15 protein-coding genes are annotated in these 14,184 nt (G+C 71.6%); 8 read left to right on the top strand and 7 right to left on the bottom strand.

Annotation, left to right across the window (positions count from 1 at the left end; translation table 11 throughout):
* Together ACZ6JY_RS39070 and ACZ6JY_RS39065 are read right to left on the bottom strand one after the other, a co-directional pair.
* Window positions 1-1,262 (bottom strand): MFS transporter (locus tag ACZ6JY_RS39070; protein ID WP_469204096.1); only part of this gene is annotated, 1,262 nt, incomplete at its 3' end.
* Window positions 1,263-1,312: 50 nt separating this feature from the next.
* Window positions 1,313-2,503 (bottom strand): epoxide hydrolase family protein, encoded by a 1,191-nt coding sequence (locus tag ACZ6JY_RS39065; protein WP_469204094.1) that lies wholly within the window; start codon window positions 2,501-2,503, stop codon window positions 1,313-1,315.
* Window positions 2,504-2,605: 102 nt separating this feature from the next.
* On the opposite strand from ACZ6JY_RS39065, the gene ACZ6JY_RS39060 reads away from it, so the two are divergent.
* Window positions 2,606-2,956: a PRC-barrel domain containing protein gene (locus ACZ6JY_RS39060; protein WP_469204092.1), complete on the top strand. Its 351-nt coding sequence runs from the start codon at window positions 2,606-2,608 to the stop codon at window positions 2,954-2,956.
* A 46-nt stretch (window positions 2,957-3,002) separates the two neighbouring features.
* Here ACZ6JY_RS39060 and ACZ6JY_RS39055 read toward each other — a convergent pair whose 3' ends face one another.
* On the bottom strand, window positions 3,003-3,419 hold the full coding sequence (locus ACZ6JY_RS39055; protein WP_469204090.1) for a Fur family transcriptional regulator: 417 nt from the start codon (window positions 3,417-3,419) through the stop codon (window positions 3,003-3,005).
* Between the two features lie 213 nt (window positions 3,420-3,632).
* On the opposite strand from ACZ6JY_RS39055, the gene katG reads away from it, so the two are divergent.
* A complete protein-coding gene (gene katG, locus ACZ6JY_RS39050) occupies window positions 3,633-5,864 on the top strand; it encodes a catalase/peroxidase HPI (RefSeq protein WP_469204088.1) in 2,232 nt (743 codons plus the stop codon).
* Window positions 5,865-5,984: 120 nt separating this feature from the next.
* Here katG and ACZ6JY_RS39045 read toward each other — a convergent pair whose 3' ends face one another.
* Complete coding sequence (locus ACZ6JY_RS39045; RefSeq protein WP_469204086.1) at window positions 5,985-6,134, bottom strand: hypothetical protein; 150 nt, start codon at window positions 6,132-6,134, stop codon at window positions 5,985-5,987.
* A gap of 201 nt (window positions 6,135-6,335) precedes the next feature.
* On the opposite strand from ACZ6JY_RS39045, the gene ppk2 reads away from it, so the two are divergent.
* From ppk2 to ACZ6JY_RS39025, 4 genes are all read left to right on the top strand, one after another.
* Window positions 6,336-7,307, top strand: a complete 972-nt coding sequence (gene ppk2 / locus ACZ6JY_RS39040) for a polyphosphate kinase 2 (protein ID WP_469204084.1) — start codon at window positions 6,336-6,338, stop codon at window positions 7,305-7,307.
* A gap of 109 nt (window positions 7,308-7,416) precedes the next feature.
* Window positions 7,417-7,971: a DoxX family protein gene (locus tag ACZ6JY_RS39035; RefSeq protein ID WP_469204082.1), complete on the top strand. Its 555-nt coding sequence runs from the start codon at window positions 7,417-7,419 to the stop codon at window positions 7,969-7,971.
* 186 nt (window positions 7,972-8,157) lie between these two features.
* Window positions 8,158-9,021 (top strand): NmrA/HSCARG family protein, encoded by an 864-nt coding sequence (locus tag ACZ6JY_RS39030; RefSeq protein WP_469204080.1) that lies wholly within the window; start codon window positions 8,158-8,160, stop codon window positions 9,019-9,021.
* Between the two features lie 75 nt (window positions 9,022-9,096).
* A complete protein-coding gene (locus tag ACZ6JY_RS39025) occupies window positions 9,097-9,759 on the top strand; it encodes an HNH endonuclease (protein WP_469204078.1) in 663 nt (220 codons plus the stop codon).
* A gap of 89 nt (window positions 9,760-9,848) precedes the next feature.
* Here ACZ6JY_RS39025 and ACZ6JY_RS39020 read toward each other — a convergent pair whose 3' ends face one another.
* Window positions 9,849-10,037 (bottom strand): antitoxin, encoded by a 189-nt coding sequence (locus tag ACZ6JY_RS39020; RefSeq protein WP_469204076.1) that lies wholly within the window; start codon window positions 10,035-10,037, stop codon window positions 9,849-9,851.
* Between the two features lie 120 nt (window positions 10,038-10,157).
* Here ACZ6JY_RS39020 and ACZ6JY_RS39015 point away from each other — a divergent pair, with 120 nt between their 5' ends.
* The gene (locus ACZ6JY_RS39015) at window positions 10,158-10,670 is read left to right on the top strand and encodes an NUDIX domain-containing protein (RefSeq protein ID WP_469204074.1); all 513 of its coding nucleotides are present in this window, start codon (window positions 10,158-10,160) and stop codon (window positions 10,668-10,670) included.
* Window positions 10,671-10,696: 26 nt separating this feature from the next.
* Window positions 10,697-11,053, top strand: coding sequence for a VOC family protein (locus ACZ6JY_RS39010; protein ID WP_469204072.1), 357 nt, complete (start codon window positions 10,697-10,699; stop codon window positions 11,051-11,053).
* 302 nt (window positions 11,054-11,355) lie between these two features.
* Here ACZ6JY_RS39010 and ACZ6JY_RS39005 read toward each other — a convergent pair whose 3' ends face one another.
* Window positions 11,356-12,891, bottom strand: a complete 1,536-nt coding sequence (locus ACZ6JY_RS39005; protein WP_469204071.1) for a hypothetical protein — start codon at window positions 12,889-12,891, stop codon at window positions 11,356-11,358.
* A complete protein-coding gene (locus ACZ6JY_RS39000; RefSeq protein WP_469204070.1) occupies window positions 12,891-14,117 on the bottom strand; it encodes an FAD-dependent monooxygenase in 1,227 nt (408 codons plus the stop codon). The genes ACZ6JY_RS39005 and ACZ6JY_RS39000 overlap by 1 nt, the downstream gene beginning before the upstream one ends.
* Window positions 14,118-14,184: the final 67 nt, after the last annotated feature.

The raw sequence follows: 14,184 nt of genomic DNA, 5'->3' as shown, positions 1-14,184 counted from the left end.
CTCTCCCCACGGGGGCTCTTTTGCGGGGGAGGGCTGTGGAGGGGGGTTTTTCCCGGGCCCTTTGGTTCTTCCCTTCCCCCCTTGGTGGGGGCCCCCCCTTTAGGGGGGCCCCCACACCGATGAGCCGTGACCACGAAAGGCTGGGCCGCCGCGAGGGCGAGGCACAGGAGCGCCGTGGCGGCCCACAGCGCCGTGGCGCCCGCGTGTTCGAGGAGCTGCGTGGCGCTGACCGGCGCCACCACCGTGGCGACGCCCCAGCTGATCCCGAACACGGCCAGGTAGCGGTCGGCGCCCCCGGCCGGCGCGAGGTCGGCCACGACGCTGGTGGCGCGGCCGAGGATGAGCACGTCACCGAGGCTCCACACGGCCGTGGCCGCGGCGAAGGCGGGCAGTGTGTGCGCGAACGTGTAGCCCGCCACGCCGACGGCCAGCAGTGTGTAGCCGAGGGCGAGTGCCCCGGGTGCGCCGAGCGCGGCGATACGGCGTAGACGCAGGGCCGGCTGGGCCGCCACGACGGTGGCGGCGGAGACGGTGAACAGCAGCCCGGCGTCGGCGACCCGCAGTCCCCGGTCGGCGAGGGTCAGCGGCAACGCCATCATGATCTGCATGTAGACGAGCGCGAAGACCGTGCCGGAGCCGAGCATGGCCCACAGCGCGCGATCTCTCCAGGGCGCGGCGACGGACTTCGGCGCGGTGGAGCGTCCGGCGCGTGGTGAGGGGCGGTCGGCGGGCAACGCCCAACGCATGACCAGCGCGCAGAGCAGGCAGGTCAGCGCGTCGACGACGAACAGCCACCGCAGATCCCACCGCCCCACGCCCGCCGCGAGCAGGCCTGCCCCCGTGCCGCCGACGGCGAGCGCGGCATTGAGCAGGCTGTAGGCGCGCACGCGCTCGGCCGGGCCGACGGCGTCGGCGATCAGTGCCTGGCTCGCCGGTTCGTACAGCTCGAAGACCAGGCCGAGCAGGACCGCGAAGACCGCCACCGTGGCCAGGGAGCCGGCCGTGGCGATGCCCACCTGGGCAAGCGCGCAGCAGAACAGGCCGAGGACGATGGTGTTGCGGCGCCCGATGCGGCCGGCCAGGCGGGCACCGGCGAGACGGGACGGGATGGTGGCGACGCCGAAGGCGGCCGAGAGCAGCCCGGCGGTCGTGGCGCTCGCGCCGAAGCGCGTACTGATGAAAACCGTGAGGAACGCCAGAGAGAACGCGCCGAGCCGATTGACCGCCCGCGCCACCACCAACAGCCACACCGTACGCGGCATGCCCCGCCCCCTCACCGCCGTACCGGATGATGACGAACCGCCGCCGCCGTTCAGCGCAGTGACCGGAAGAACGCCCTGATGTCGCCGGTCAGCAGGTCCGGCACCTCCATGGCGGGGAAGTGGCCGCCGCGGTCGTACGACGTCCACCGCACGATGTTGTTCGTACGCTCGGCGATGTGCCGCAGCGGAATGAAGTTGTCCCGCGGGAAGTCGGCCAGCGCGGTCGGCACGGTGCAGATGTCCGAAGGACCGCCCGGGTACTCGGCGTGGGAACGCTCGTAGTAGATGCGGGCGGAGGACCCGGCCGTGCCCGTCAGCCAGTACAGCATCACGTTGGTCAGCATGTCGTCGCGGTCGACGCCCTCTCCGGGACGGTTCCCCGAGTCGGTCCACTCCACGAACTTCTCGCTGATCCAGGCGAGTTGACCCACCGGCGAATCGGTCAGGGCGTAGGCGAGGGTCTGCGGCCGGGTGGACTGGATGTCGGCGTAGCCCTGGCGCTCGCGGGTCCACTCGCGCATGCGCTCCCACGAGGCCAGCGTCCGCGCACGCGCGGCGGGGCTCAACTGCTCCAGCTCCGCCGCGGACGGCTCCCGCGACGCGCCCGCTGCGGGTATCAGGTTCAGGTGTACGCCGACGACCTGACCGGAGCGGATCCTGCCGAGTTCCCGCGAGACCGCCGCGCCCCAGTCGCCGCCCTGCACCCCGTACCGCTCGTACCCCAGGCGTTCCATCAGTACGGCGAAGGCGCGCGCCACCCGCCCGAACTCCCAGCCCGTGTCCTCGGTCGGCCCGGAGAAGCCGAATCCGGGGATGCTCGGGAGCACCAGGTGGAAGGCGTCGGCGGGGTCGCCGCCGTGGGCGCGGGGGTCGGTGAGGGGGCCCGCGACCTTGCTGAACTCCACGAACGAGCCCGGCCAGCCGTGCGTCATGAGCAGGGGAGTGGCGTCGGGTTCGGGCGAGCGTATGTGGGCGAAGTGGACGTTCGCCCCGTCGATGGTCGTCGTGTACTGCGGCCACTCGTTGAGCCTCGCTTCGGCGGCCCGCCAGTCGTACGTGTGCCGCCAGTGGCCGGCCAGCTCCTTCAGGTACCCGAGCGGGACGCCGTAGGCCCAGCCCACGCCCGGCAGTTCGTCCGGCCAGCGGGTCAGGTCGAGGCGCGTGTGCAGGTCGTCCAGGTCGCTCTGCGGGACGTCGATGCGGAAGGGGCTGATGCTGTCGTCTGTTGTCGTCGTCGTCATCGCCGCCGATGCTACGTGCGGCCGATCGAGATCTCCTGCTGTTTGTCGTCCACCCGCCAGGGCACCTGTTGAGCCCGGAAGAAAGCAATCGAGGAGTTTTTGATGAGCAATGACATGTGGAATTACGTGCCGACCGTCGGGCACGGCCCGGACGACGATCTCACGGGCTACAAGGTCGAGGCCCAGGACGGCGCCATCGGAAAGGTCGACAAGCACTCCAACGAAGTGGCCAATCAGTACATCGTCGTCGACACCGGCGTGTGGATCTTCGGCAAGCAGGTGATGCTGCCGGCCAGCAAGGTCACCGCCATCGACAACGAGGAGCGGCGCATTCTGGTGTCGTGCACCAAAGAGCAGATCAAGGACGCTCCCGAGTTCGACAAGGAAAAGCACCTGGGCGACCCCGCCTACCGCGACCAGCTCGGCGGCTACTACAGCCGCTCGGGCCACTGAGCCGCCGGCCGGGACGTGATGGAGGAGGGTGCGTCGGCCCGCGTCCTCAGGCGCGGGCGCAGTCGGGGCAGACGCCCCAGTACGTGATCTCCGCCCCGGAGACGTTGTAGCCGAAGCGCTCGGTGTCCGGCAGGACGGCCAGGGGGTCGCCGGTGGGGTGGACGTCCCGGATGGCGCCGCAGCGCGTGCACGCCAGATGCTGGTGCGGATGCCGGGCGTTGGGGTCGTAGCGCATGGCGCGGCCGGTGGTGGTCACTTCGTTCACCTCACCGAGGCTGACCAGTTCGCCGAGGGTGTTGTAGACGGTGGCGCGGGAGATCTCCGGGAGGCGGACGGCTGCCCGCGCGAGGACCTCGTCCGCGGTGAGGTGGACGTGCTCCCCGTCGAGCACCTCGGCGACGACCCGTCGCTGAGCGGTCATGCGCCAGCCGCGTGAGCGGAGCCGTCCCAGCAGGTCACTCATGCCCACCAGCCCAAATAGCGTCGTCCGTCGATGAGTTCGTACGGTTCTGTCAGCTGTATTGACTTGGATCGGGTCCATCGTAGGATCGGTTCCGGTCAGTAGCCAAGGGGCGGGACAACAGCAGGGACAACGCGTGACTTCAGGCAGCGCCTGGGCCACCTCGACCGCCCCTGTTCTCCCAGCACGCGATCTGCCCCGTCCGGAAGGATCCTCATGACCGAGAACCACGACGCGATCGTCACCGACCCGAAGCCGGAGGAGACGAGTGGCTGCCCGGTCGCTCACACGCGCGCCCCGCACCCGACACAGGGCGGCGGAAACCGCCAGTGGTGGCCGGAGCGGCTGAACCTCAAGATCCTCGCCAAGAACCCGGCCGTGACCAACCCCCTCGGTGAGGACTTCGACTACGCCGCGGCGTTCAGGACCCTCGACCTCCCCGCCGTGAAACGGGACATCGCGGAGGTGCTCACGACCTCGCAGGACTGGTGGCCCGCCGACTTCGGCCACTACGGCCCCTTCATGATCCGCATGGCCTGGCACAGCGCGGGCACCTACCGCATCAGCGACGGCCGCGGCGGCGCGGGCGCGGGACAGCAGCGGTTCGCGCCCCTCAACAGCTGGCCGGACAACGCGAGCCTCGACAAGGCCCGCCGCCTGCTGTGGCCGGTCAAGAAGAAGTACGGCCAGAGCCTGTCCTGGGCCGACCTGCTCGTCCTCACCGGCAACGTGGCCCTTGAGTCGATGGGCTTCGAGACCTTCGGCTTCGGCGGCGGCCGCGCCGACGTCTGGGAGCCGGACGAGGACGTGTACTGGGGCCCGGAGACCAACTGGCTCGACGACAAGCGCTACACCGGTGACCGCGAGCTGGAGAACCCGCTCGGCGCGGTCCAGATGGGCCTGATCTACGTCAACCCCGAGGGCCCCAACGGCAACCCGGACCCGATCGCCGCGGCCCGCGACATCCGTGAGACGTTCCGCCGCATGGCGATGAACGACGAGGAGACGGTCGCCCTGATCGCGGGCGGTCACACCTTCGGCAAGACCCACGGCGCGGGACCGGCCGACAACGTCGGCGCCGACCCCGAGGCCGCCCCCATGGAGCAGCAGGGGCTCGGCTGGAAGAGCACGCATGGCACCGGAGTGGGCGCCGACGCCATCACGAGCGGCCTTGAGGGCATCTGGACGAACACCCCGACCACGTGGGACAACAGCTTCTTCGAGATCCTCTTCGGCTACGAGTGGGAGCTGTTCAAGAGCCCCGCGGGCGCGCACCAGTGGCGCCCCAAGGACGGCGCCGGCGCGGGCACCGTCCCCGACGCCCACGACGCCGCGAAGACCCACGCCCCCACGATGCTGACGACCGACCTCTCGCTCCGCTTCGACCCGGCGTACGAGCAGATCTCGCGGCGCTTCCTGGAGAACCCCGACGAGTTCGCCGACGCCTTCGCGCGCGCCTGGTTCAAGCTGACCCACCGCGACATGGGCCCCGTCGTGCGCTACCTCGGCCCGGAGGTCCCCGCCGAGACCCTGGTGTGGCAGGACCCGCTGCCCGAGGTCACGCACGAGCTCGTCGACGAGCAGGACGTCGCCGCCCTCAAGGAGCGCGTCCTCGCCTCGGACCTCACGGTCTCCCAGCTCGTATCGACCGCGTGGGCGTCCGCCTCGTCCTTCCGCGGCAGCGACAAGCGCGGCGGCGCCAACGGCGCGCGCATCCGCCTGCACCCGCAGAGCAGCTGGGAGGTCAACCAGCCCGACCAGCTCGCGATCGTCCTGCGCACCCTCGAAGGCATCAAGGACGCCTTCGAGGGTGCGCAGAGCGGCGGCAAGCGGATCTCGCTCGCCGACCTGATCGTCCTCGCCGGAGCCGCGGGCGTGGAGCGGGCCGCCAAGGACGCCGGCTTCGACATCACGGTGCCGTTCACGCCCGGCCGTACGGACGCCACGCAGGAGCAGACGGACGTGGAGTCCTTCGCCGAGCTGGAGCCGGTCGCCGACGGGTTCCGCAACTACCTCGGTAAGGCCAACCGGCTGCCCGCCGAGTACCTGCTGCTCGACAAGGCGAACCTGCTGACCCTGAGCGCCCCCGAGATGACGGTCCTGGTCGGCGGCCTGCGTGTCCTCGGCGCCAACCACCAGCAGTCGTCGCTCGGTGTCTTCACCACGGCCCCCGGCACGCTGACCAACGACTTCTTCGTCAACCTGCTCGACCTGGGCACGACGTGGAGGTCGACGTCCGAGGACGAGACCACGTTCGAGGGCACGGACGCCGCCACGGGCGAGACGAAGTGGACCGGCACGCGCGCGGACCTGGTCTTCGGGTCCAACTCCGAACTGCGCGCGGTCGCGGAGGTCTACGCGAGCGACGACGCGAAGGAGAAGTTCGTGCGCGACTTCGTCGCGGCCTGGGACAAGGTCATGAACCTGGACCGGTTCGACCTCGTCTGATTCGACCTCGTCTGATCAGGTTGGTTCAGTCGGGCCCGCACACACACGGTCCGGGCCGCCGTCGCGTACGTACGCGACGGCGGCCCGGACCGTTGCCGCCTCCGTCTTCGTGTGCTCCGCTCAGCGGCGGCCGCCGCGCAGCCGGCCGAACAGCGAGCGGGCCTTGGCGCGGTTGCGCGGGTCGGAAGCGGCCCTGCGTGCGGTGGCGATGTTCCGTCGGCCCTGCGGTGTGCGGCTGTACGCCTTGAGGCGCGCGAGCAGTCCGGCCATGGTTTCCTCCCGGGCTGTGACCGCCGTGGCGGCGGGACGGTTTCGTATGTCTGCCCTGCGACTACCCCGTGCCGGGCACCTGAAGCGCCCGGCCTCCTCGAAGTCTCCGTACGGGCTCCGGCATCCCGGCTGTGGCGGTATCGGCTGAGTTGCTGCTTGATATGAGGGTAGACAGTGGTCCCGCGACTTGGCGCGGCGACAGTGGCGAGAGGAGACGACGTGGCGTCGGACGACGCGGAGGGGGAGCGTCTGCTGGACGGGCTGCAGGTGGACGAGGCCCGGCCCGAGCGGCCCGTGCTGCTCGACGAGCAGGGCGACGCCCTGCGGACGTGGCAGGAGAACTACCCCTACCGGGAGAGGCTGCGGCGCGGGGCCTACGAACGCCGGAAGCGGTTCCTGCAGATCGAGCTGCTCAAGCTTCAGAAGACCGTCCGTGAGCAGGGGCGACGCATCGTGGTCGTGTGCGAGGGCCGGGACGCCGCGGGCAAGGGCGGCACCATCAAGCGCTTCACCGAACGCCTCAACCCGCGTGGCGCGCGCACCGTGGCCCTCGACAAGCCCACGGAGCGCGAAGCGGGCCAATGGTACTTCCAGCGTTACGTGGCGCAGCTCCCGTCGGCGGGCGAGATCGTCTTCTTCGACCGCTCCTGGTACAACCGCGCCGGCGTCGAGCCCGTGATGGGCTTCTGTACTCCCGAGGAGCACCAGCAGTTCCTGGAGCAGGCTCCGCGGTTCGAGAAGATGCTCACCGACGACGGCATCGTGCTGATCAAGTTCTGGCTCTCCGTCTCGCAGGCGGAGCAGCGCACGCGCTTCGCGATCCGCCAGGTGGACCCGGTGCGCCAGTGGAAGCTCTCGCCCACGGACCTCGCCTCGCTGGATCTGTGGGACGCCTACACCAAGGCCAAGGTGGAGATGTTCCGGGCCACCGACACCCCGCACGCGCCCTGGACGGTGGTCAAGTTCAACGACAAGCGCCGGGGACGCCTGGAGGCGATCCGGCACCTGTTGCTGCTCATGGACTACGAGGCCAAGGACAAGGACGCGGTCGGCGAGGCGGACCGCCTCATCATCGGAGCGGCCGACACGCTCCTGGAGGCGGGGGAGGACCCCACGGACCTGTCACCGAGCAGGATCGCCCCGGGGGACCAGGGGACGGGCCAGCATCCGTGACGGCGGCCGGCGCGGTGCGTGGTGACAGGACCACTCGGCGCTCGCGCGAAAGTGGGAAAGGCCGCCCGAGTACGCGTCTGAGGACGGTCGGCGCGGGAAGCCGACAAGCATGGCTCTTCTCAGGAAACTCGCACGCCCGTTGCTCGCGTCCGCCTTCGTCGCCGGAGGCGTGAACACCCTCAGGGACGCCAAGGGCGCGGCACCCGTCGCCGAGCCCGTGGCGCTCCCCGTGGCCTCCCGCATCCCGTGGCTCCCCGAGGACGCCGAACGCCTGGTCCGCATCAACGCCGGAGTGCAGCTGGGGGCCGGCCTGATGCTGGCGACGGGGCGGGTCCCGCGCGTCGCCGCTCTGGCCCTCGCCGCCTCCCTCGTGCCGACGACCCTGGCCGGACACGCCTGGTGGAAGGAGGAGGACCCCGAGAAGCGGGCCGCCCAGCGCACGCAGTTCACCAAGAACCTCTCGCTGTTCGGCGGCCTCCTGATCGCCGCGGCCGACACGCACGGCAAGCCGTCGGTCGCCTACCGGGCCCGTGGCGCGGCCGTGGCCGGGAGCAAGGCCGCCCGGCACGCCGGACACGACGCCGTGGGGGCGCTGAGCGGCGCGGTCGACTCGGTCCGCTCGATGTCGGGGAGCGCGCAGCACGCGGTCGCCCGGTGCCGCTGACCGCCCAAAAAACCTGCGCGACGCAGCAATATACGTCCACATGCCCTACCCTTACCTGCGTGGCGCGTTAACTGCGTCACGCAGGTAAGTTGTGCGGCGGATTCATCCACTCGGTGATTCATCCACTCGGTGATCTATCCACTTGGGGAAGCGTCCCCGTACGACGATCGACCCACGTGGAGAACCATGCTGACCGTCGCTGTCGCCGGAGCCACCGGTGCCCAAGGTGGAGCCACCGCGCGCTCACTGCTCGCCTCCGGCCACCTGGTGCGCGCCCTCACCCGTGATCCCGCGGCGCCCGCCGCCGACGCCCTGTGCCGCCTCGGTGCCGATGTGCGCCGCGCCGACTTCGACGACCCGGCATCCCTGGAGACCGCCCTCGCAGGCACCGACTCGCTGTTCGCGGTGACCACCCCGTTCGGCAGCTCCGTCGACACGGAGACCCGTCAGGGCGTCGCCCTCGTCGACGCCGCGGCGAAGGCACGGCTCGGGCACATCGTGTTCACCTCCGCCGCCCACGCCGACCGCGGGACCGGCATCCCGCACTACGAGAGCAAGCGCCGGATCGAGCGGCACCTGGAAGCGGCGGACGTGCCCTGGACGGTCATCGCCCCGGCCGCGTTCATGGAGAACTACGCCGAGGGCTGGACCCTGGAGGGCCTGCGCGAGGGCAGGTTCGCCTGGCCCATGCCCGTCGACCGGCCACTCACGCTCATCTCCGCCGCCGACATCGGCGCGTTCGCGGCGCTGGTCCTCGGACGTCGCGACGAGTTCGCCGGGCGGCGCGTAGACATCGCTTCCGACGAGCTCACGCCCGGCCGGATCGCGGAGATCCTCTCGGCGGCCATCGGCCGGCCCGTGGCTCACCAGCACGTTCCGGTGGACGTCGTCCGCACCAGGTCCACCGACCTTGCGGCCATGTTCGAGTACTTCACCGCGTACGGCCTCGACGTGGATGTCGCCGGACTGCGCCGCGCGTACCCGGAGGTCGGCTGGCACGGCTTCACCCAATGGGCGGCCGCACGGGACTGGAATGCGCTCCTGCGGTGAAATCGTTGGCCCACCCGGCTGAGTGAGCTGGCGCGGATCAGCGGAACCGGTGCGATGACCGTGGAATCTGCACGCATGATCAAAAACGCGTCCCGCGGCATGGCCGCTCTCTGCCTGTCGCTCGCCCCGCTCCTCGCCCCCGCACCCGCGCAGGCCGCCGAGGTCACCACACTGGCCGACGCCCTGCACCGCCTGCCCGTCGCCGACGAGGAGCTGGAGGGCTACACCCGCAGCAGCTTCGCGCACTGGAACGCGGGCCTCGACAAGCGCGACGGCTGTAACACCAGGGCCGAGGTCCTGATCGCCGAGGCGGAGGAGGCTCCGGAAGTCCGCAAGAAGTGCAAGCTCTCGGACGGCGAGTGGCTCTCCTCCTACGACGGCCAGGAGGTCTCCGACCAGCGCAAACTCGACGTCACCCACGCGGTGCCGCTCGCGGAGGCCTGGAACTCCGGCGCCTCCGCCTGGCCCGCGGAGCGCCGCGAGGCCTACGCCAACGACCAGGGCGCACCCGCCAGCCTCACGGTCGTCACCTCACGCGTCGCCCGCGCCAGGGGCGCCCAGGACCCGGGCCAGTGGATGCCGCCGCTGGCCGCCGCGCACTGCCGCTACCTCTCCGACTGGGTCTCCACCAAGCTGCGCTGGGACCTGGCCTCCGACCCGGCCGAGCTCGACGCCATCGCGGTGTTCGCCACCGGCGAGTGCAAGGCGACCCCGGTCATCTACACCGCGGTGCCGTAGCGACGACAGCCCCGCGCGCCCCGAGGCGCGCCGATGCCCTGCCCCCGGACGGCCGGGGGCAGGGCTGTGGGACCCGGTGATGCCGTGGCTCAGGCCTGCGGAGGCTGGTTCCGGTCCCGTCCGAACTGGTCCTTGAGCTTGTCCTGGGCGGTGTCGACCTGACCGGAGTACTTGCCCTGGGTCCGCCCGTCGACGTAATCACCCGCCTTGTCGACTCCTTGCCCGGCCTTGTCCTCGTGGCCCTTGAGCATCTGCTTGAGCTTGTCCATGACTGACATGGGCCAACCGCCTCTCTGTGTTCGCCCCCGCATCCAGGCTCGCAGCGCGCGGCGGGGTTCGCATCCGGGGCGCGTCACCGGGAACCCGCGTTGTCAGTGGCCCGCCGTAGTCTCCGGCGGGTGACTCACACAACGATAGGTCGGCGCACCATCGACGCCGCGATGCATGACGTACGTACGGCCCACGCCTCGTACGACGACGCCCTGGGGTGGCTGTCCGCCCAGGTGATGCTCGCGGGCCCGCTGGCGGCGGAAGCCTGGGTCTTCGACGACACGTTGACACACGTGTTGCTGGTGAAACACCCATGGCGCGGCTGGGTGCCGCCGGGCGGCAAGGTGGACGCGGGGGAGACGCCGCGGGAGGCGGCGCGGCGGGAGTTGCTGGAGGAGGCCGGGGTCGAGGCGGAGCTCCTCGGCCAGCCGGCTGCCGTCACGGTGCGCTCCTACCGCCACGGCTGGTCGGCCACGCTGGGCGTCGCCTTCGCGGCGGTCGTCGGCCGGCGTACGGAGCCGACCCCCGAGGAGGGACAGCCCGCCGCGTGGCTGCGGCTCGACGAACCGTGGGAGGGGTGGTTCTCCGAGGACCGTCAGCGGATGCGAAGGTACATCGCCGAAAAAATCCGACACCCATGACACGGGTCGGCGCCTACGCTGTCGCCATGGCCTTGGAATGGGAAGACGTCATCATCGACGCGGCCGACTCCGTGAAGCTCGGGCGGTGGTGGGCCGAAGCGCTCGGCTGGGTGGTGGTCGACGACTCCGTCGAGGAGTTCGAGATCAGGCCGGCGCCGGACCGCCTTCCTGGGCTGCTCTTCAACCAGACAGACGACCGCAGGACGGCGAAGAGCCCGCTGCACCTCGACTTCCGCCCGGACGACCGTGACGCCGAAGTCGCCCGCCTCCTCGCCCTCGGAGCGCGGCACGCCGACATCGGACAGAGCGGGGACGAACCCTGGGTCGTCCTCGCCGACCCGGAGGGCAACGTATTCTGCGTGCTCGGCGAACGCCGGTCCTAGCAGGGCTCAATGGTTCGGCGCGGCCGCGCGGTGCGCTATAGTGGATCATGAGCTGGTCGCCGGAAACCCGGTGGCCGACCGCGCGTCGGTGGTCCAAGGAAAGACGCCCCGCTTCCTGCGGGGAAATGCAGGTGCAAGGCCTGCCCGGCGCTCAGAACGAAGCCCCGTCCCGCAACCGCGGGGCGGGGCTTCCGCGTTGGGCACCCGGCCGGGGCGACCGGCCGGAGCGGCAGGCCGGGGCGCCAGGACAGGCGGTCCCGGCGCGGCCGGCAGCCGATCAGCCACCCGATCAGCCACCCCGGTCAGGACCCCGCCGGCACCTTCGCGCACAAGTAGGGCCGCGCCAGCAGGAGTCCCGTGCCGGTCAGGGCGATGCCGGCGTAGACCGGGGCCAGGTGGATGAAGTCGGTGTAGTGGATCGTGCCGTGTACCGCCACGGCAGGCAGGAAGCCCGCGGCCGCTGCCGCGCACAGACTCCAGAAGACCCATGCCTCGCCGCGCCGCCAACCCCACGCGCTGACCAGGACGATGGCCACCGCGGCGGACATCAGGGCGCCGCCGAACCCCGCGCGGTCGTGCGCGAGGAACGGGACGAGCCGGGGGTTCACCGCGTCCAGGGTGTGCGCGTCCGTGCCGAGGAACGTCAGGTCCGTCGGTACGAAGACAGTCGTGAGGCCGACCACCGAGATCACCGCCCCGCCCACGAACAGGCCCACTCCCGTGACGATCAGCAACAACTGGCCGACCAGGGCCCGTCGGCGCTCCGGCTCCGGCCCCTCGGGGGCCAGTCGCCAGCGCGGCACGGCGTGCGGGCGACGGCGGACCGCTGCCAGGAACATCGGGAAGAGCACGACGGCGGTGGCCGTGTGGAGGGGTTCCACGAAGCCGGTGGACAGGAAGTAGAAGAGGGTCGGGAAGCCGATCGCCCCGGACATCAGGTACACCTCGCGGGCCCAGGGCCAGCCACGTCTGATGCCACCCACCGCGAGGCCCGTGTAGAGGGCGCCGATCGACACCATCGTGCCGGCCATGGTGATCCGGTCGTGCTGGAGGAAGTGCACCAGATGGTGGTTGACGCCGTGCAGTTCGTGCAGCGACATGCCCAGGTAGTCGCGGTCGTACCAGAGCAGTACGGGACCGAGCGTGATCGCCGCGGCGCCGAGCCCGGCACCCGTCATCCCGAGCCCGACGAGCAGCGCCCACCACCAGGCGGGCCAGCGGCGGGGCGAACGGCCGATGTCCCGCAGGACCGGCGCGGGTGCGGTGGGCGTGGCCGCCTCGCTGACCCTGGCGAACCAGCCCGGCCCGGCCGCCACGAGCACATCGGGGCGGGCCAGCACGACGGCACCCGGGTCGTCGAGCGTCGCAGCGGCGGCGGTGACCGAAGCGTCGGACACCCGGACCACGTGCGGATCGTCGCCACGCGTGAAGCCGTCGACGTGCGGGGCGAGGTCCGCCTCCAGCGACGGGTCGCAGTCGCGGACCACGACCGGTATCGAGCGGCCCGCGGCCGCCTCGCGCACGGTCTCCACGTCCGCCGCCGCGACCGGGCCCACCTCGACGACACCGGCACCCAGCGGCGGCATGGCGCGCACCGTCTCGTGGGCGAGCGAGGGCGGCACGGATATGCCGAGGCGTACGGTCACGGGCACACCGGCCAGTTCACCCGCGAGGCGCCGCGGCGGATGCCGGTGGCCGAACCCGCGGGCGATCAGCCGCGCCCCCGCAGGACGGGCGCCGACCGAGGCAAGGATCCGCAGCGCCGCCAGCTGCGAGCGGCGCCGTCCCAGGACGGCGGCGGCCGCGTTCCGCAGCGGATGGTACGTCCAGTCCGGCATCAGTGGCCCCCGCTCTCCGCGGAGGTGACCCGTTCGCCGGCCGGGGCCCAGCCGAGCACCGGGGCCATGGAACGCACCGTCACCCGGGCAGGCATCAGCCGTGCGGCCAAGTCGCGCGCGAACACCGCGGGCGGCCACGCCAACTGGCCGATCGTGCCGAGGCGGGCCGAGCGACGGGTGATCATCCGGGTGCGCGGGCGGCGCAGCAGGTCGTACGAGCGGAGCGCGGCCGCGACGTCGGAGGTGCCGTCGAGGCAGCGGGCCAGCGTGACCGCGTCCTCCAGCGCCTGGCACGCGCCCTGGCCGAGGTTCGGGGTCATGGCGTGGGCGGCGTCGCCCAGCAGCGCGGTCCGGCCGCGTGCGAAGCGGCGCAGCGGGGGCAACTCGTACAGGTCGTGCCGCAGCACCGCGGCCTCGGGGACGGCGGCCAGCAGCGCGGGGATGGGCGCGGGCCAGGAGCCGAAGCGGCGCAGCAGTTCGGCGTGTTCGCAGGAGCCGGAGGCGGTCCCTGCCGGGAGTGTCGCGGTCGCGAAGCAGTACATCCGCCCGCCGGGCAGCGCCGTGAAGCCGAACCTCTCGCCGCGTCCCCAGGTCGCCGCGCCCTCGGCGGGCGGCTCGGCCAGGGGTTCGGTGACCATGCGCCAGGCGGTGTAGCCGGCGTACCGGGGTTCCGGCGCGTCGGGCCACAGAGCTCGCCGGACGACGCTGCGCAGCCCGTCGGCGCCGACCACGAGGTCGGGCAGGGACTCGCCGTTCCGGTGCTCGACGACGGGACGACGCCGGTGCCCGACCGCGAGGCGGCCGTCGTCCCCGGACGAACGGTCCTCTTCCTCGCGGACCGAGGTGACCTCGCTGCCGGGCCGCAGACTGTCGGCGGGCAGCGCGTCGGCAAGCGCCCGCAGCAGGTCCGAGCGGTGCAGAACCGTCAGCGGATGGCCGAAGCGCCGTTCGAGCTCCACGTTGTCCGTACGGGAGAGCCAGCGGCCCCTGCGGTCGCGTACGCCGCCCCCGGTCTCGACGGCTCCGAGGGACAGGACGGTCCCGGCCAGTCCGAGCTCCTCCAGCGCGCGCAGCGCGTTCGGCCACAGCGAGATGCCGGCGCCGACTTCGGTGAACTCCGGGGCGCGTTCGAGCACTTCGACGCGCCAGCCTCTGCGGTGCAGGGCAACGGCGGCCGCGAGGCCGCCGATCCCGCCGCCGACGATGGTCGCGGCGCGCTGCGACATGGATCCTCGCTCTGTTTCGGGGTGCCACCCGCGGTCGAGTGACGGTCGTCCCGGTGCCCGTGCGACG

The sequence above is a fragment of the Streptomyces sp. NPDC046335 genome, from assembly GCF_055587985.1.
Note: the sequence above shows the minus strand (reverse complement) of the source record. Positions and strands in the feature narration are given on the sequence as shown.